Below are 15,754 nucleotides of genomic sequence, written 5' to 3' on the forward strand. Positions count from 1 at the left end.
GACATGCCAATGAAGACGGCCCTGGACGGCAACGCCGCCTCCGGGCCATGTGCATGGGCGCCGCCCCGGCGAGTCAGTGGGCGGGCACGGCGGCAAGATCGCCTGCATTTGCGTTTGCGTTTGCCTTTGCGTTTTCATTGGTGGTCCCACTCGCGATCGGCAGCCTGAGCGTGACGCGCAATCCGCCGCCCGGCGATTTGTCGAGGCGCACCGTCCCGCCCTGCCCCTCGACCAGACGCACGACGAGCGACAGACCGAGGCCACAATGCCCTTCGCCGCCACGCGACGCGTCGAGCCGCACGAAGGGGCGCATCGCCAGCGCCACCTGATCGTCGGGAATCCCCTTGCCGCAGTCGCTCACCTCGATGCATCCCAGTTCGCCGTCTCGCCATGTGGCCAGACGCACGGTCGGTTCGCCGTGTTCGAGCGCGTTATCGACGAGATTGGACATGACGCGATCGAGCAACGTGCGCGGCAGCAAGAAGCCGGAACCCGCGCGCAGATGGCTCACGAACAGCCCGCTGTCGTCCTGCGCTTCGGCACGCGCGGCATCGCCATCGGCCGGCGTCTGTTCGTCGGCCGGAAACTGCTCGCGCAGGAATTCGTCGACATTGACGAGCGGACTGGTGTCGGCTTCATCGCGCGCATACGCCAGAAACTGCTGGACGATGTGATCGATGGAGGCGATATCGCGCACGAAACCGTCGCGCGACGCCACGTCGTCGATCAGATCGGCGCGCAGCCGCAAGCGCGTGAGCGGCGATTTGAGATCGTGGGCAATCCCCGCGAGCATGATGGCCTGATTGTCCTGCGCCTCGGCAAGGCGTTTGGCCATGTCGTTGAATGCGTGCGTGAGGTCGCGCAGTTCGTGCGGCCCTTGCTCGGGCAGCAGCGCGGGGCGCCGGCCTCGACCGATGACCCGCGCCGCGTGCGCGAGCCGCGCGATGGGGCGCTGCATCTGCCACGCAACGAGCAACGCCAGCAGTACCGCGCCGATGAGAATGCCGAGCGTTTGGCGCACGAACGGAGGCATGGGCGGCAGGTCCAGAGCAATGACGATCCATTCGTCGTGTTGCGGGAGCAGCACCCAGATATTGCCGCGCTTGCGCTCGTTGACGATATGCAGCTGCGTGCCCTCAGGCAATCGCGAGAGCAGTTCCTGCCGCAAACGCCCCGCGCGTTCGTCGTCGGCCTCGCCGGCGAAGGTCGGCGTCTGGCGCAACGGCACGCGCCGCAGGCCATGCGGCGGAACGAGGCTGCCGGGAGCGACGGCGCGCTGGTCCACACTCTGAATGGCGACTAGCAGGCCGCGGGCGAAGCCGTCGACCTGCTGACGGGGACGCTGATAGAACACCAGCGCGCTCCACACGAGATGCATCACCAGCAAGACGGCAATGCCCAGCCATGCCATGCGCGCGAACAGCGTGTCGCGCAGCAACCAGCGAACGTTCACGCAGCAGACTCCCGCCAGCCGCGTACGGCCCGTTTGCTCGCGGATGCCGAGGTGGCGAGCGACATGCCATCGTCGTGTCCATCGCCCATGCCGCCGGAACCCTCGCGTGCGTCGGACGTCGCGCCTTCGGGCAGTTCGCCGCCCGGGACGAAGACGTAACCCTTGCCACGAACGGTCTGGATGTAGCGCGGCTCGGACGGATCGGCCTCGATGAGACGACGCAAGCGCCACACGGGCACGTCGAGACTGCGGTCGCGAAACGCAATGCCATCGCCGTAAAGCATGGCATGAAGCTTCACGCGCGGCAGTACCTGCATCGGATGCTGGGTGAACGCCTTGAGCATGGCGAACTCGGTATCGCGCAACGGCAGGCGCTCTCCCTCGCGCTGAAGCGTTCGCAGCGAGTAATCGAGTTCGAACGGACCGAAACGATACGGTGCCCGGGCATCCGGGGCGCTGGCGGCGATGGGGCCGCGACGGCGCAGCACGGCGTGAATCCGCGCGAGCAACTCTCGCGGATCGAACGGCTTGGCAAGATAGTCGTCGGCACCGAGTTCGAGACCCAGCGCGCGGTCGAGCGGACCGCCCCGCGCCGACAACATGATGACGGGAATATCCTCCCCCGCCGCGCGCAGGTCCTGCAACGCTCGCAGACCGTCCCGCTCGGGCATCATGATGTCGAGCAGAATGACGGACGGGCGTTCGAGTTCGAGCCGGCGCATCAGCGAAGCGCCGTTGTGAAGCACCGAGACCTGCATGCCATTGGCGTGCAGCAATTCGCGCAACAGGTCGCGAACGACCGGATCGTCATCGACCAGAAGAACATGCAGACTCATAAATAATTCTCGGTAAATTAAGTTTCGCGCGCGGCCGTCGCGCTTCGCGACAGCTTCACGGCCTCGTCCTGTGTCACGGACGGCGTCTGCGGCGTGCTGGAGAGCGCCCGCAACGCGTTGGAATATCGATCCGCCCCCGATGGCGCACGATGTGTGCCGACCGTCGACGCCGATCCCTGCCCCGGCAAGCGCCAGGCCCGATGTATCGCCGTCTCCGGTGAACCAATGGTGATGGCCATGCTTTGTGCTCCTCTGTGACGAGATACATCGCAGTTTGCGCGCCCGTCCAGTGCACCGTTGACCGAAGCATCCAACAGAATGACGCCTAATCCTTATTTCAGAAAGGATTGGTAAGGATGTTCGGGAGACGCCAGACGTCTCGCCGTCGTTCGAAACGCCAGAAATTCATGATTTCGTCGATATTAGGCGATATTGGGCGAAATTATAGCCAATTTAACGATATCGATCCGACGGCGACTTCGTGCCTCATGCCGCGAGACCGGCCCCGGCATACGCCGCACGCGCCGCAATCTTCACACTGTGCAGCCGTCGGTCTCGCCCCCTTCTCTTCGCCCTTCTTTGGCCTTTCCCTCACCAGGTCTTGTCGCTCAAGGCCTTACGCGATGCACTTCCTCGATATCCCGCTTCCTTGCGGCGTTTTCCGCTTCTCCACATTTCCCCCTACGGCTCGCGCCACGCCTGCCTTGCTTCTCGCGTCATCTCTGTTCACAAAGTGTCAACAACTGAAAACAGTTCGTTTGCGCACCTTTGTTTAGCATCGGGCCACGCTCTCTATTCCGCACGCCATCTTCCGGCGCGGTATCCGTACGCTCAATGATGCTTTTTTCTTCACTGTTCCGCACACGCCGTCGCAAGATCGCTGCGGTGACCGTCGCCCTGCTCATCGGCCTGGCCACCTGGTATTGGCCGCGCCCCAAACCGCCCGCGTTCCTCTTCGCCAAGGTGGTCCGCAACGATCTCGAAGACGCCGTGCTCGCCACCGGGGTCCTCCAACCCATCAAGCAGGTCGAAGTCGGCTCGCAGGCCAACGGCCAGCTTCGCTCGCTCAAGGTCGTACTCGGCGATACCGTCTCGAAAGGACAACTCCTCGCCGAAATCGATCCGACCTCCAGCGAAAACGACTTGCGTGAAGCCAACGCCGGACTCACCACGCTCGCGGCCGACAGGCGCGCCCGGTCGATTCGCCACGCGCAGGCGGATCGCGAACTCGCCCGCCAACGCCAATTGGCCCGCGATGATGCGACGTCGCCGCGCGATCTCGAGAAAGCCCGTACCGAAGCCGACGCACTCGCCGCCGAACTCGCATCGCTCGACTCGCAGATCGGTCAGCAAAAAGTCAAAGTCGACAAAGCGCGAACCCATCTTTCCTACACCCGGATCACCGCGCCGATTAGCGGCACGGTCACCGCGATCACCACGCAGGAAGGCCAAACGGTGACCGCGATCTATCAGATCCCCACCATCCTGAAAATCGCCGATCTCTCGATGATGACGATTCGCGCTCAGGTCTCGGAAGCCGACGTCGTGCGCATTCGCGCCGGTCAGCCGGTCTACTTCAATATTCTCGGTGCGCCGGAAAAGCGCTACGAAGGAAAGCTGCGCGTAATTCAGCCGTCTCCGGAGAAAATCAACAACGCCATCTTTTTCAATGCGCTTTTCGATGTGCCGAATCCGGACGGCGTGCTGCGCCCCGACATGACCGCGCAGGTGTCCATCGTCAGCGCGCATGTGTCGAACGTGCTTACGTTTCCCTCGGTCGCGCTCGGCGAAAAACGCGCCGACGGCCGCTATCGTGTACGCGTGCTCGACGCGAAAGGCAACGCTCACCCACGCTGGGTCAAGGTCGGACTCGACAACCGCCTCACGGCCCAGGCGCTCGACGGCCTGTCGGAGGGCGAGCGCGTCGTGACCGCCGATCCGGCCGACGCACCTCCGCCCGGCGCAAGCGACTCGGGAACGCTGCTGTGACGAACGCCGCCGCGCCCCTGCTGCGCCTGTCGGGCATCTCCCGGACCTTCGGTGAAGGCGTCGGCGCCGTCACCGTGCTGCGCGACGTCGAACTGGAAATCCGGCGCGGCGAGATGGTCGCGATCATGGGACCGTCCGGCTCCGGCAAGTCGACGCTGATGAACGTACTGGGCTGCCTCGACCGCGCCACCGGCGGGCGCTACGAAATCGACGGTCACGACGTCGCGTCGCTGTCCGACGACGCCCTCGCCAAACTTCGCCGCGAATACTTCGGCTTCATCTTTCAGCGCTATCACCTGATGGGGCATCTCACGGCGCAAGGGAACGTGGAAGTCCCGGCCGTGTACGCGGGCATGGCCCGTGCGCAGCGCTCGCCGCGCTCGGCCGCCTTGCTCGAACGGCTTGGCCTGGGCAAGCATCTGTCTCATCGCCCCGCGCAAATGTCGGGCGGCCAGCAGCAACGCGTGAGTATCGCCCGCGCGCTGATGAATGGCGGCGACATCATCCTCGCGGACGAGCCGACCGGTGCACTCGACAGCCACAGCGGGCTGGAAGTCATGCGTATCCTGCGCGAACTGCATGCGCGCGGACATACGATCATCCTCGTCACGCACGATCCCGGTGTCGCCGCCTGGGCGCAACGCGTCATCGAAATCGCAGACGGACGCGTCAGGTGGGATGGCGTCAACGAAACGCCGCGCGACGTCGATGCGCCCACACGGGGCGGCCCCGGCGATGCCTCGTCCTCGACCTCGACATCATCGGCGTCGCCGATCTCGTTCGCGTCGTCCCCGGCCTCGCCGTCCCCACCCGCGTCGCAACGTCACCGGCTCGCTCGCTGGATGAGCGGCTGGCCGACGTTCTCGGAGAGTCTCGCGATGGCATGGCACGCCCTGGCGTCGCATCGATTACGCACCGGCCTGACGATGCTCGGCATCATCATCGGCATCACGTCGGTGGTGTCGCTCTCGGCGATCGGCGAAGGCACGAAGCGCCGTGTGCTCGACGACATCGGCAACATCGCCCCGAACACGATCACGGTGCTGCGCGGCAGGGATTTCAACGACGACAAGGCCGCGGAAATCCGAACGCTGCTCCCACGCGATGCCATGCTGCTCGCCGCGCAACCGTACACGGACAGCGTGACGGCGCAAGTCGGCCCGCGCACCGTGCGCATGCGCTTCGGACGCCTCGACACCGACGCGCAAGTGCACGGCGAAGGCGCCGATTTCATGCGCGCGAACGGCCTGAAGCTTGCGCGGGGCCGAAGCTTCGACGAGAGCGAGATCGAGCGGCAGGCACAGGTCGCGCTGCTCGGCGAGAACACGCTCAGGAAGCTGATGCCCAACGGCGGCGATCCGGTCGGCAAGATCGTGCTGGCCGGATCGCTCCCGCTACGGGTCATCGGCGTGGTGCGGGACCGCTCGTCGATGTTCGTCAGCCGTTCGCTCAACGTATACGTGCCATGGACGACGGTCGCGAGCCGTCTTGCCGGTCAGCAGCATCTGGAATCGATCACGGTGCGCATTGTCGACGGGCATCCGCCCGCGGCCGCCGAAGCGGGGATCATTCGCGCACTCACGCGCGCGCATGGTCGCAAGGACTTTTTCACGTTCAACATGGACACGATCGTGAAGTCGATCTCGCGCACGAGCCAGATGCTGACGCTGTTGCTGTCATTCGTCGCGCTGATTTCGCTTGTGGTGGGCGGCATTGGCGTGATGAACATCATGCTGGTCTCGGTCACGGAACGCACCCGCGAGATCGGCATTCGACGCGCCATCGGCGCGCGACGTCAGGACATTCTCCGGCAGTTCCTCATCGAAGCGGTGCTCGTCTGTCTGATGGGCGGTGCCATAGGTGTCGCGCTGTCCTACGCCATCGGCTGGCTGGTGTCGACCTTCGTGCCGCAAGTCGCCGTGGTGTTCTCCGTCAACACGTTCGCCGCTGCGCTCGCCTGTGCCTGCACGATCGGCATGCTCAGCGGCTGGCTGCCCGCGCGCAGTGCCGCGCGGCTCGATCCGGTGGATGCACTGGCGCGTGAATGATTGCCCCCCGCCGTCCCGTGGCGCCCCCTCAGGCTCGGGATGGCTTTTATACCCCGCGCGCGATTCGGTGTCGCGCGCGGGGGTCTTTTTGATCGATTCGATGACGCATGACGCGCTTCATTTTCCGTTTCATTCCTCGTTTCATTCTTCACTGCACGTCTTCTTCACGCCGCGCGCGACGCGCCGCTCCGATCCCGCAATGGCACGTTCGTACGCTGAGCATGGCGGCCACGGCCCTTCTGCTTTCGGGATGCGCCCTCACACGTACGGACTATGAACGTCCGGCGCTTCCCCTCCCGGCGCAGTTTCGCGCGCCCATCGACGGGCAAGACACAACACGTAGCGCCGGCAGTCCGAGCCACGCCAGCGCCCCACAGGCGGCGACGTCGCACGATGCCAGTCTTCGGGCCGGTCTTCAGGCCGATCTTCAGCCGTGGTGGCGCGCCTTCGGCGAACCCCGGCTCGATACGCTCGTCGCTCAGGCACTCGCCGGCAGCCCCGCCCTCGCGCTCAAGGCGCTGCAAGCGGATCGCGACGCGCTACAAGCCGGGCTGAGCGCGGCCAATCGCTGGCCGCAGTTCGCCGGCAACGTCACCGCAGCCAAATCGCGCTCGCTCGATGGCGGAAAAGCGGCCCTCGCCTCCGATGGTCAGACACGCACGACGTCCGGCGCCAGTCTCGGCATCAGCTACGAAATCGATCTCTGGAACAAGCTCGCCGCGCAGCGCGATGCGGCCCACTGGCAGGCCGCCGCGAGCGCGTGGGACCGGCGCGCCGCCGCATTGTCGCTCTCGAGCCAGGTGGCGTCGCTCTACTGGCGCGTGGCCTACCTCAACGAGAACGTGCAAAGCGCGGCGGAAGATCTCGACGCCGCGAATCGTGTCGTGGCGCTGGTGGATGCACGTCACCGGGCAGGATCGGTGTCGGCGCTCGACCCGGTGCAGGCGCAGCAGGATCGCGATGCGCTCGCCGGCGCGCTGGCGCAATGGGAGCGGCTTCGGGACGTCGCACGGCATGCGCTCGCCAATGCGCTGGGGCGTCCCGCGCAAACACGCTTTGCGGAAAGCGAGTCGCTCGCGCCCGCCCGCTTGCCGGACGTCGCGCCAGGATTGCCGGCGTCGCTGCTCGCCCATCGTCCCGATCTGGCCGCCGCGGAGACCCGCGTGCGCGCCCGGCTGGCCGACGTCGACGCCGCACGCCTGTTCTATCCGTCTCTCACGCTCAACGGCACGGCCACGACCGGCAGCGATTCGCTCTCGCGTTTGCTCGCCAATCCGGTCGGTACGCTCGCGGCATCGATTGCCCTGCCGTTCCTGCAAGTCCAGACGGCACGCTTTACCACGGCGCTCGCTCGCAACGACTACGAACAATCCGTCATCGCCTTTCGCAGCACGCTTCTCACGGCGTTGACGGAAGTCGAAGACGCCCTCAGCGCGCGCGAACGAACGGCGTCGCAGTACGCCTCGCTCGCCAGCGCCGCCGCACTGGCGCAACGGGCCGCCGCCCTGTCCGGGGCACGCTATCGCGCCGGGGACATCGACCTGCAAACCTGGCTCGACGCCCAGCGGCTCGCGCGTCAGGCGCGTCGCAACGCCGCGCAGTCGCGGCTCGATCAGATCGATGCGACGCTCTCGCTCGTCAAGGCGCTGGGCGGCACACTGGGCCATGACGGCTGACGCCGTCGAAACGGCTCAGGCGATGCCGGACGAGGATCCCGGAGCGACGTTGGACGGCACCGCCGGTGTGACCGGCCCGGCTGGCGGGGTGGGCGTGAGCGTCGCCAGCAGCGCCGCCACGTCGGGATATTTCAGCCGGTATCCGAGTTCGCGCTTGAGCCGCGTGTTGGCCAGACGCCGCGACTCGGACATGAAGGACAGCAACGTCGGCTCCAGCACCCGCGCGGCCTCCTGCCGGCTCACGCGTGGGGGTCGCGGCAACCCGAAGGCCTGCGCGACATGGTCGAAGTACTCGCCCATGCGCCAGTCGGTGTCGTCGCTCGCGTGCACGATGCGCTGCGCCTTGCCGCGCCACATCGCGCGAATCAGGATCGCCGCGAGATCGTCGGCATGGATGTGGTTGGTGTACACGTCGTCCGAGGCCTGCAACGCGGGGGTGCCCCTTTGCAGCCGCGCCAGCGGCAAACGCTGCGCCGCGTAAATTCCCGGTATGCGCACGATCGAAGCCCGCCACCCCACACGGGCGCGCTCGGTTCGGCGCCACGACGCACGCGTGCCAAATGCCGCGACGGCGCCCGGCACTCTGGCACGCGCCGCACCGGCCTTGAGCAAACGACGCGGATTGCGCGCATGGAACGACGCACGTCCCAGGCTGCGCACCGTCCGCTCGGCATCGACCCGGCGCTGGCCGCGCGGTGAACGCGGCATCGGCGTGCGGGTCTCGTCCACATAGGCGCCTCCACAGTCGCCATAGACCCCGCTGGTGCTCGCATAGACGAGAACCCGGCGAGGTCCGCCCGCCAGTCGTGACAAGGCGGCATGCCCCCCCTCGGGTACAATATCGGGTTTCGACGGCCGGTTCAGCGCAGCGCGCAAACGGCGTGTCCGCCAGTCCTGCGTGCCACCGCCGGCGACGGCTGCGGGGGGCGCCAGATGCAACACCCGCGGGGCCAGACGGCCAATGCGATGCAGGCTCGCCGCGTCGTCCAGATTGGCGAGGACAGGCACCGCGCCCGCCGCACGCAAGACCGCATGACGAGCATCGCTGGAAGTCACGGCAAAGACGCGAAAGCGCTCGACGAGAGCCGGCAACGCACGCATGCCGACATCGCCGCAGCCCACGATCAACAGGCGCGGACGGCCGAAGGGTTTGGACGGTTTTTTCATTTTTCGGATTGTAGTATGGCTTACAACGTTACCCTCGTGCCGAGCGGGCGCGAGTTCCAGGTCGAAGACGGCGAGGCCGTACTCAGCGCCGCGTTGCGTCAAGGCATCGGCCTGCCCTACGGGTGCAAGAACGGCGGTTGCGGCTCATGCAAGGCCAGGCTGGTCGAGGGCACCGTCGAGCACGGCGCACACTCGAGCTCGGCACTTTCCAAGGACGAAGAAACGCGCGGGTTCGCCCTGCTCTGCTGCGCCCACACCCAGGGCGATCTCGTCATCGAGTCGCGCGAGGTCAAAGGCATCGGCGACATTCCGGTCAAACGCCTGCCGTGCCGTGTGAACGCACTGGAGCGCCGCGCCGACGACGTCATCGTGATGCGCCTTCAACTGCCCGCCAACGAGCGCTTCCAATATCTCGCCGGGCAATACATCGAATTCATCCTCAAGGACGGTCGCCGCCGCAGCTACTCCATGGCCACCGCGCCGCACGAAGAAGGTTTCCTCGAACTGCACCTGCGCCACATGCCCGGCGGCGTGTTTACCGATCATGTGTTCAACACGATGAAGGAGCGCGAAATCCTGCGCTTCGAGGGTCCGCTCGGCACGTTCTTCCTGCGTGAAGACTCCGAGAAGCCGATCGTGCTGCTCGCCTCGGGCACCGGCTTCGCACCGATCAAGGCCATCGTCGAACATGCCGTGCACAAGGGGCTTGAGCGTCCAATGACGCTTTATTGGGGCGCGCGTCAGCTCAAGGACATCTACATGCTCGATCTCGCGCAACGGTGGGCGCGCGAGATCCCGAACTTCAAGTTCGTGCCGGTACTCTCGGAAGCCGCGCCGGACGACCGCTGGGAAGGCCGCACGGGCTTCGTGCACCGCGCCGTGGCCGAAGACATTGCGGACATGTCGGGGTACGAGGTATATGCCTGCGGTGCGCCGGTGATGGTCGAGTCGGCTCGCCGCGATTTCATCGCCCACCATCAATTGCCGGAAGACGCGTTCTTCGCCGATGCCTTCACCACCGAAGCCGACAACCCCGGCGGCGGAGACTGACGGACAACGCCGCGAGACACGGCCGCAGGGGCGCACCATGCGCCGCGCCCGAAGGGCTTCGCGGCGCGAAGCGCGACGCCAACGACCGTGAGAGTCCCGCCACGTCGAAGGGACGTGCGAAAGATGCATGCAAACCACAGTCCGTGCATTCCCTTTGACAAGCGTCGCGTCACCGCCTTATGCTTGCCGACATGAACCTGATTGCCATCGCCTCGATCCGACGTCGCCGCACGCTGCCCCAACCGGGATGCCGCGCGGCACGCTATCGACTGCGATAACAACGCAAGTTCTCAAGCACAGCGAAGCCACGGGCACCCCCCGTGGCTTTTTTTATTTCCCGTCTCTTTTCCCTTCGCCCTCCGGAGACCGTCATGTCGCTTGCACCCTCGTCCGCCGCCGCGCCGTCCAACTCGCCCAAGGCCGCTCGCCACGCCAAGTTTGCCGAGTACCCCACGCAGGCGTTGCTGCCCATTACCACGCGTCCCGAACTCGTATTCACGCACGGCAAGGGCGGTTGGCTGTACGACCACGAAGGCAAGCGATACCTCGACTTCATCCAGGGCTGGGCCGTGAACAGCCTCGGCCACTGCCACCCGGTAATGCGCGACGCGCTCGCCACGCAGGGCGCGCTGCTGCTCAATCCGAGTCCGGCGTATTACAACCTGCCGATGATCGAACTGGCCGACCTGCTCACGAAGCTCTCCGGCCTGGGCAAGGTCTTCTTCGCCAACAGCGGCGCCGAGGCGAACGAGAGCGCCATCAAGCTCGCCCGCAAGTGGGGGCAACGGCATCCGAACGCCGCCGGCGGCGCACGCTACGAGATCATTACGTTCAACAACGCGTTCCACGGCCGCACGCTCGCCACGATGTCCGCGAGCGGCAAGCCCGGCTGGGACAGGATCTTCGCCCCTCAGGTGCCGGGCTTTCCGAAGGCCGAGCTCAACGACATCGCGTCGGTCGAAGCGCTGCTCGGCCCGGACACCGTCGCCGTCATGCTCGAACCGGTTCAGGGCGAAGCCGGCGTGGTCCCCGCCACCGACGCCTTCATGAAGGCGCTGCGCGAACTGACGAAGCAACGCGGGCTGCTCCTGATCGTCGACGAGGTGCAAACGGGCTGCGGGCGCACGGGCACGATGTTCTCGTATCAGCAAAACGACATCGTTCCGGACATCGTCACCCTCGGCAAAGGCATCGGCGGCGGCGTGCCGCTCGCCGCGATGCTCTGTGGCGACGAGTTCGCCGTCTTCCAGCCCGGCGATCAGGGCGGCACGTATAACGGCAATCCGCTGATGTGCGCGGTGGGCCTGGCCGTGATGCGCACGCTCAGCTCGCCCGGTTTCCTCGAATTCGTGCGTGCGCAAGCCGATTATCTGAGCGCCGGATTGCAGCATCTGTCCTCGCGCTACGGCGGGCAGGGCGAACGGGGCGCCGGTCTGCTGCGCGCGCTGCTGCTCGGGCGCGACATCGGGCCGCAACTGGTCGACGCAGCACGCGACATGGGACCGGACGGGCTGCTGCTCAACTCGGCACGCCCCAACCTGCTGCGCTTCATGCCGGCACTGAACGTGAGCCGCGAGGAAATCGATCAGATGCTGACGATGCTCGACACGTTGCTCGCCAGGCACGCCTGAGCGCCGGCGCTCGTCACGTCACGTCAGGCAAGTGGTAACGCATTGCCTACCTAACGTCCGCCGACGCTCGCCCGGATTGCACATGGCGAGCACGCCGGACATCTCAGAGGAGAATCCATCGATGAAAGACCTGAGTCAGGGACAGATCACATCCCCCGCCGACGCCATCGTCGAAATTTCGTCCGATCCGGCACGGCTCGACATCGGCTTCATCCATCACGCCCTGTCGACACAAACGCACTGGGCACAGGACATTCCACGCAATACCCTCATGCGCGCCATCAGTCACTCGCTGTGCTTCGGCGCGTATGCCACCCAGGTCGAAGGGGGACCGGCACGTCAGGTAGGTTTCGCCCGCGTGATCACCGATCACGCCACGTTCGCCTACCTGGCGGACGTGTTCGTCGAGCCGTCGATGCGCGGGCTCGGTATCGGCAAGCGGCTGTGCGAAGACGTGCTTGCCCATCCCGCCCTGCAAGGGCTGCGCCGTTTCCTGCTCGCCACCACCGATGCCACCGGCCTCTACGCGCGGTATGGCTTCGAGCCGCTCGGCCCCGTCAACAAGATGATGCAGATCCATCGGCCCGACATCTACACCGGCAAACAGGACACCCCATGAACCGCATGCCCGCCGACATTCATCTGCGCACCTTCGACGACTCGGACACCGACGCGGTGATCGCACTCTGGCGCGAAGCATTTCCGGAGTACAACCGCACGGACAAGCCGCATCGCGAACCGCGCCGCTCGATCGCCAACAAGGTCGCCATGCACGACGGTCTGTTCTTCGTCGCAGTGCGCGATCGCAAGGTCGTGGGCACGGTGATGGCCGGCTACGACGGTCATCGGGGTTGGGTTTATTCGCTCGCGGTAAGCTCGGCATTGCGCCGCCGCGGTGTGGCCAGCGCACTGCTGCGGCATGCAGAGGTGGCGCTGGCCGCGCGCGGCTGCCTCAAGCTCAATCTGCAAGTGCTCACGCAATCGCGCGGGGCGCTGGCTTTCTACCGCGCGCACGGTTATGCCGCCGATGACGTCGTGTGTCTCGGCAAGCGCTTGCCGGTCGCGTCGACGGCGGCGGCGGCGGCGCCGTAGTTGTCGCCCGTGCGGCACGCGAAGCCGCACGTCGCCGGTTCGTCAAAACGGCAAAGGGCGCCGGAAGTTGCCTCCGGCGCCCCCTGCCTGACGCTCTCCACCTCAACGCGCGATGGATCGGCGGACTTGCGTACGCCGGCCCTCGCCGCTCCCGGGCTCACTCCCCAAGATACGCGGCACGCACCTTCGGATCGTCGAGCATGTCTTTCGCATCGCCCGTCATGGTGACCAGCCCGCTGTCCATCACATAGCCACGGTGCGCGGCTTGCAGCGCCAGACGTGCGTTCTGCTCCACGAGCAGCACCGTCACCCCCTCTGCCGAGACGGTGCGCACCACTTCGAAAATCTTCTCGACCATGATCGGCGAGAGACCCATCGACGGCTCGTCGAGCAACAACAGCTTGGGCTGGCTCATCAGCGCACGCGCCATCGCAAGCATCTGCTGTTCGCCACCCGAGAGCGTGCCCGCGAGTTGATCCCTGCGCTCCTTCAGACGCGGAAAGATACCGAACATCTTGTCGACGTCCTGCTTGATGCCCGCGTTGTCGTTGCGCAGATACGCCCCCATCTGCATGTTCTCGAGAATGGTCATGCGCGTGAAGATGCCGCGGCCTTCCGGCACCATCGCCAGCCCCTGCTTGAGCAGATCGAACGCCTTCACACCGCGGATCGACTTGCCCAGATACTCGATGTCGCCCTCGGCCCACGGCAACAGGCCCGTGATGGCCTTCATGGTGGTCGTTTTGCCTGCACCGTTCGCACCGATGAGCGTCACCAGCTCACCCGGCTGAATGTTCAGGTCGATACCCTTGACCGCCTTGATCCCGCCGTAAGCGACTTTCAGGCCCTTGATCGTCAACATTGCGCTCATCAATGGCCTCCCGAACCCAGATACGCTTCAATCACCGCCGGATTCTTCTGGACGTCCTGCGGCAAACCTTCGGCAATCACCTTGCCGTAATCGAGCACCGTCATGCGGTTGCACAACCCCATCACCAGCTTCACGTCGTGCTCGATGAGCAGAATCGTGCGGCCGTCGCTGCGGATCTTGTCGAGCAGACCGCGCAGTTCGACCTTCTCCGTGGCGTTCATGCCGGCGGCCGGTTCGTCCAATGCGAGCAGCTTCGGGTCGGTGGCGAGGGCACGGGCAATCTCCAGACGCCGCTGGTGCCCGTACGAGAGGTTCGCCGCCGTGTAGTTGGCGTACTTCGCCACGCCCACGTACTCCAGCAACTCCATCGCGCGGTCACGGATGGCGCGCTCTTCGGCCTTCGCGCCGGGGTGGCGCACAATCGCGCCGATCACCCCCATCTTCGTACGCACGTGACGCCCCACCATCACGTTTTCGATGACGGTCATGCCGCCAAACAGACGAATGTTCTGAAAGGTGCGCGCAATGCCGGCCTTCGCCACTTCATGCACGGCGGTCGGCTTGTAGGCCGCGCCGTCGAGCCTGAATTCGCCGGAGTCCGGTGTGTAAAGGCCGGTAATCACGTTGAAGAACGTGGTCTTGCCCGCACCGTTCGGGCCGATCAGCCCGTAAATCTGCCCCGGCTCGATCTCCAGGCCCACATCGGTGAGGGCTTGCAGACCGCCGAAGCGCTTGTTCACGCCCTTGACGGACAGAAGAATTTGTTCGCTCATATTCAGGTCATCTCCCTCGGCTTACAGAGTCCGCTCTTCCGGACGCGGCGACGGCCACAGGCCGGCCGGACGGTACAGCATGATGAGAATCATGGCCAGACCGTACAGCAATTGCCGGATCACTTCGGGATCGACGATGACGGTGCCGAACAACTTCATCTGCAACGGGCCCATGGTCGAGCGCAGGATCTCGGGGAACGCCGAGAGCAGCACACCGCCCAGAATCACGCCCGGAATGTGGCCCATGCCGCCGAGCACCACCATCGAGAGCACGACGATCGACTCCCAGAAAGTGAACGACTCTGGCGAGACAAAGCCCTGGAACGCGGAGAACATGCCACCTGCCACACCACCGAACGACGCGCCCATGGCGAACGCGAGCAGCTTGATGTTGCGCGTGTTGATGCCCATCGCCTTGGCGGCGATTTCGTCTTCACGAATGGCAACCCATGCGCGCCCGATGCGCGAGTGCTGCAAGCGTACGCAGACGAACGCAATGAGCAACGCGAGGAACACGAACAGGTAGTAATACATGTACACCGAGCTGACCTTGAACCCGAAGAATTCGTGGGCCTTCGAAAAATCGAAGCCGAACAGGGAGGCTGGCTGGATGCCGGTGATCCCCTTCGGGCCGTTCGTGATATTGACCGGCCGATCGAGGTTGTTCATGAAGATGCGGATGATCTCGCCGAAGCCGAGCGTCACGATGGCCAGATAATCGCCGCGCAAGCGCAGCGTGGGCGCCCCGAGCAGGATGCCGAAGATCGCCGCGATCGCCGCACCGATCGGAATCGTGAACCAAACCGGCACGTGCAGCCCGGCGGGGAACAGATGCCCGATCCACTCGAACTGGGTCGTGAGATGCGGTGAACTGAGGAAAGCGGTGACGTACGCACCCACGGCATAGAACGCGATGTAACCCAGATCGAGCAGACCGGCGAAGCCCACCACGATGTTCAGGCCCAGCGCGAGCATGATATAGAGCAGCGCGAAATCCAGCACGCGCACCCAGTAGTTGCCCCCGGCATAGCCGACGAGCACGGGCGCGATGATAGCCGCGATGAGGAAGAACGCGAGACCGCGATACGCCTTGCGGGTCGCGGCGGCCGCGGAGATTTGCGTAGCGCCGTTGGCGGCAGGTACGGGTTGATTCATGATGTCGATCCTC

14 protein-coding genes are annotated in these 15,754 nt (G+C 65.3%); 7 read left to right on the forward strand and 7 right to left on the reverse strand.

The window, feature by feature from the left end:
• Positions 1 to 73: 73 nt before the first annotated feature.
• From AB870_RS17675 to AB870_RS17685, 3 genes are read right to left on the reverse strand one after another with little or no spacing between them, the layout of a single operon-like run.
• A complete protein-coding gene (locus AB870_RS17675; protein ID WP_053059425.1) occupies positions 74 to 1,453 on the reverse strand; it encodes an ATP-binding protein in 1,380 nt (459 codons plus the stop codon).
• On the reverse strand, positions 1,450 to 2,289 hold the full coding sequence (locus AB870_RS17680; RefSeq protein ID WP_084663837.1) for a response regulator: 840 nt from the start codon (positions 2,287 to 2,289) through the stop codon (positions 1,450 to 1,452). The genes AB870_RS17675 and AB870_RS17680 overlap by 4 nt, the downstream gene beginning before the upstream one ends.
• A gap of 17 nt (positions 2,290 to 2,306) precedes the next feature.
• A complete protein-coding gene (locus tag AB870_RS17685; RefSeq protein ID WP_047905712.1) occupies positions 2,307 to 2,528 on the reverse strand; it encodes a hypothetical protein in 222 nt (73 codons plus the stop codon).
• Between the two features lie 613 nt (positions 2,529 to 3,141).
• Here AB870_RS17685 and macA point away from each other — a divergent pair.
• The 3 genes from macA (at position 3,142) to AB870_RS17700 (ending at position 8,002) form a co-directional block, all read left to right on the forward strand.
• Entirely contained in the window at positions 3,142 to 4,278 is a 1,137-nt protein-coding gene (gene macA, locus AB870_RS17690; protein WP_047908369.1) for a macrolide transporter subunit MacA, read from the forward strand.
• A complete protein-coding gene (locus tag AB870_RS17695; protein ID WP_047905713.1) occupies positions 4,275 to 6,326 on the forward strand; it encodes a MacB family efflux pump subunit in 2,052 nt (683 codons plus the stop codon). The genes macA and AB870_RS17695 overlap by 4 nt, the downstream gene beginning before the upstream one ends.
• Positions 6,327 to 6,433: 107 nt before the next feature.
• Entirely contained in the window at positions 6,434 to 8,002 is a 1,569-nt protein-coding gene (locus tag AB870_RS17700) for an efflux transporter outer membrane subunit (RefSeq protein ID WP_053059427.1), read from the forward strand.
• A gap of 15 nt (positions 8,003 to 8,017) precedes the next feature.
• Here AB870_RS17700 and AB870_RS17705 read toward each other — a convergent pair whose 3' ends face one another.
• Positions 8,018 to 9,169: a Rossmann-fold NAD(P)-binding domain-containing protein gene (locus tag AB870_RS17705; RefSeq protein ID WP_064674863.1), complete on the reverse strand. Its 1,152-nt coding sequence runs from the start codon at positions 9,167 to 9,169 to the stop codon at positions 8,018 to 8,020.
• A gap of 15 nt (positions 9,170 to 9,184) precedes the next feature.
• Between AB870_RS17705 and AB870_RS17710 the strand changes: the two genes are divergently transcribed.
• The 4 genes from AB870_RS17710 to AB870_RS17725 all read left to right on the forward strand — a co-directional run bounded on the left by AB870_RS17710 (position 9,185) and on the right by AB870_RS17725 (position 12,942).
• The gene (locus AB870_RS17710; RefSeq protein WP_047905714.1) at positions 9,185 to 10,219 is read left to right on the forward strand and encodes a CDP-6-deoxy-delta-3,4-glucoseen reductase; all 1,035 of its coding nucleotides are present in this window, start codon (positions 9,185 to 9,187) and stop codon (positions 10,217 to 10,219) included.
• Positions 10,220 to 10,590: 371 nt separating this feature from the next.
• Positions 10,591 to 11,850, forward strand: a complete 1,260-nt coding sequence (locus AB870_RS17715; RefSeq protein ID WP_084663839.1) for an acetylornithine transaminase — start codon at positions 10,591 to 10,593, stop codon at positions 11,848 to 11,850.
• A gap of 121 nt (positions 11,851 to 11,971) precedes the next feature.
• Positions 11,972 to 12,469 carry a GNAT family N-acetyltransferase gene (locus tag AB870_RS17720; RefSeq protein WP_047908372.1) on the forward strand — a complete coding sequence of 166 codons (498 nt, stop codon included), beginning with the start codon at positions 11,972 to 11,974 and terminating at the stop codon, positions 12,467 to 12,469.
• Positions 12,466 to 12,942 (forward strand): GNAT family acetyltransferase, encoded by a 477-nt coding sequence (locus tag AB870_RS17725; RefSeq protein WP_174554729.1) that lies wholly within the window; start codon positions 12,466 to 12,468, stop codon positions 12,940 to 12,942. Before AB870_RS17720 ends, AB870_RS17725 begins: the two co-directional genes overlap by 4 nt.
• Positions 12,943 to 13,099: 157 nt before the next feature.
• On the opposite strand, the gene AB870_RS17730 is transcribed toward AB870_RS17725, so the two are convergent.
• The 3 genes from AB870_RS17730 to AB870_RS17740 are packed head-to-tail and all read right to left on the reverse strand — an operon-like array spanning position 13,100 to position 15,741.
• A complete protein-coding gene (locus AB870_RS17730) occupies positions 13,100 to 13,813 on the reverse strand; it encodes an ABC transporter ATP-binding protein (RefSeq protein WP_047905716.1) in 714 nt (237 codons plus the stop codon).
• The gene (locus AB870_RS17735; protein ID WP_047905717.1) at positions 13,813 to 14,586 is read right to left on the reverse strand and encodes an ABC transporter ATP-binding protein; all 774 of its coding nucleotides are present in this window, start codon (positions 14,584 to 14,586) and stop codon (positions 13,813 to 13,815) included. The genes AB870_RS17730 and AB870_RS17735 overlap by 1 nt, the downstream gene beginning before the upstream one ends.
• Positions 14,587 to 14,607: 21 nt before the next feature.
• Complete coding sequence (locus AB870_RS17740) at positions 14,608 to 15,741, reverse strand: ABC transporter permease subunit (protein WP_047905718.1); 1,134 nt, start codon at positions 15,739 to 15,741, stop codon at positions 14,608 to 14,610.
• Between the last annotated feature and the right edge of the window lie 13 nt (positions 15,742 to 15,754).

Origin of the sequence: Pandoraea faecigallinarum, from assembly GCF_001029105.3 — a bacterium.
In the GTDB taxonomy this organism is placed as follows: domain Bacteria; phylum Pseudomonadota; class Gammaproteobacteria; order Burkholderiales; family Burkholderiaceae; genus Pandoraea; species Pandoraea faecigallinarum.

What these genes read in the sequence shown, in the direction of transcription:
- AB870_RS17715 (WP_084663839.1), top strand. Translation starts at nt 10,591, where the DNA reads ATGTCGCTTGCACCCTCGTCCGCCGCCGCGCCGTCCAACTCGCCCAAG.
- AB870_RS17740 (WP_047905718.1), bottom strand. Translation starts at nt 15,741, where the DNA reads ATGAATCAACCCGTACCTGCCGCCAACGGCGCTACGCAAATCTCCGCG.
- AB870_RS17680 (WP_084663837.1), bottom strand. Translation starts at nt 2,289, where the DNA reads ATGAGTCTGCATGTTCTTCTGGTCGATGACGATCCGGTCGTTCGCGAC.
- AB870_RS17685 (WP_047905712.1), bottom strand. Translation starts at nt 2,528, where the DNA reads ATGGCCATCACCATTGGTTCACCGGAGACGGCGATACATCGGGCCTGG.
- AB870_RS17730 (WP_047905716.1), bottom strand. Translation starts at nt 13,813, where the DNA reads ATGAGCGCAATGTTGACGATCAAGGGCCTGAAAGTCGCTTACGGCGGG.
- AB870_RS17725 (WP_174554729.1), top strand. Translation starts at nt 12,466, where the DNA reads ATGAACCGCATGCCCGCCGACATTCATCTGCGCACCTTCGACGACTCG.
- AB870_RS17705 (WP_064674863.1), bottom strand. Translation starts at nt 9,169, where the DNA reads ATGAAAAAACCGTCCAAACCCTTCGGCCGTCCGCGCCTGTTGATCGTG.
- AB870_RS17700 (WP_053059427.1), top strand. Translation starts at nt 6,434, where the DNA reads ATGACGCGCTTCATTTTCCGTTTCATTCCTCGTTTCATTCTTCACTGC.
- AB870_RS17710 (WP_047905714.1), top strand. Translation starts at nt 9,185, where the DNA reads ATGGCTTACAACGTTACCCTCGTGCCGAGCGGGCGCGAGTTCCAGGTC.
- AB870_RS17720 (WP_047908372.1), top strand. Translation starts at nt 11,972, where the DNA reads ATGAAAGACCTGAGTCAGGGACAGATCACATCCCCCGCCGACGCCATC.
- AB870_RS17735 (WP_047905717.1), bottom strand. Translation starts at nt 14,586, where the DNA reads ATGAGCGAACAAATTCTTCTGTCCGTCAAGGGCGTGAACAAGCGCTTC.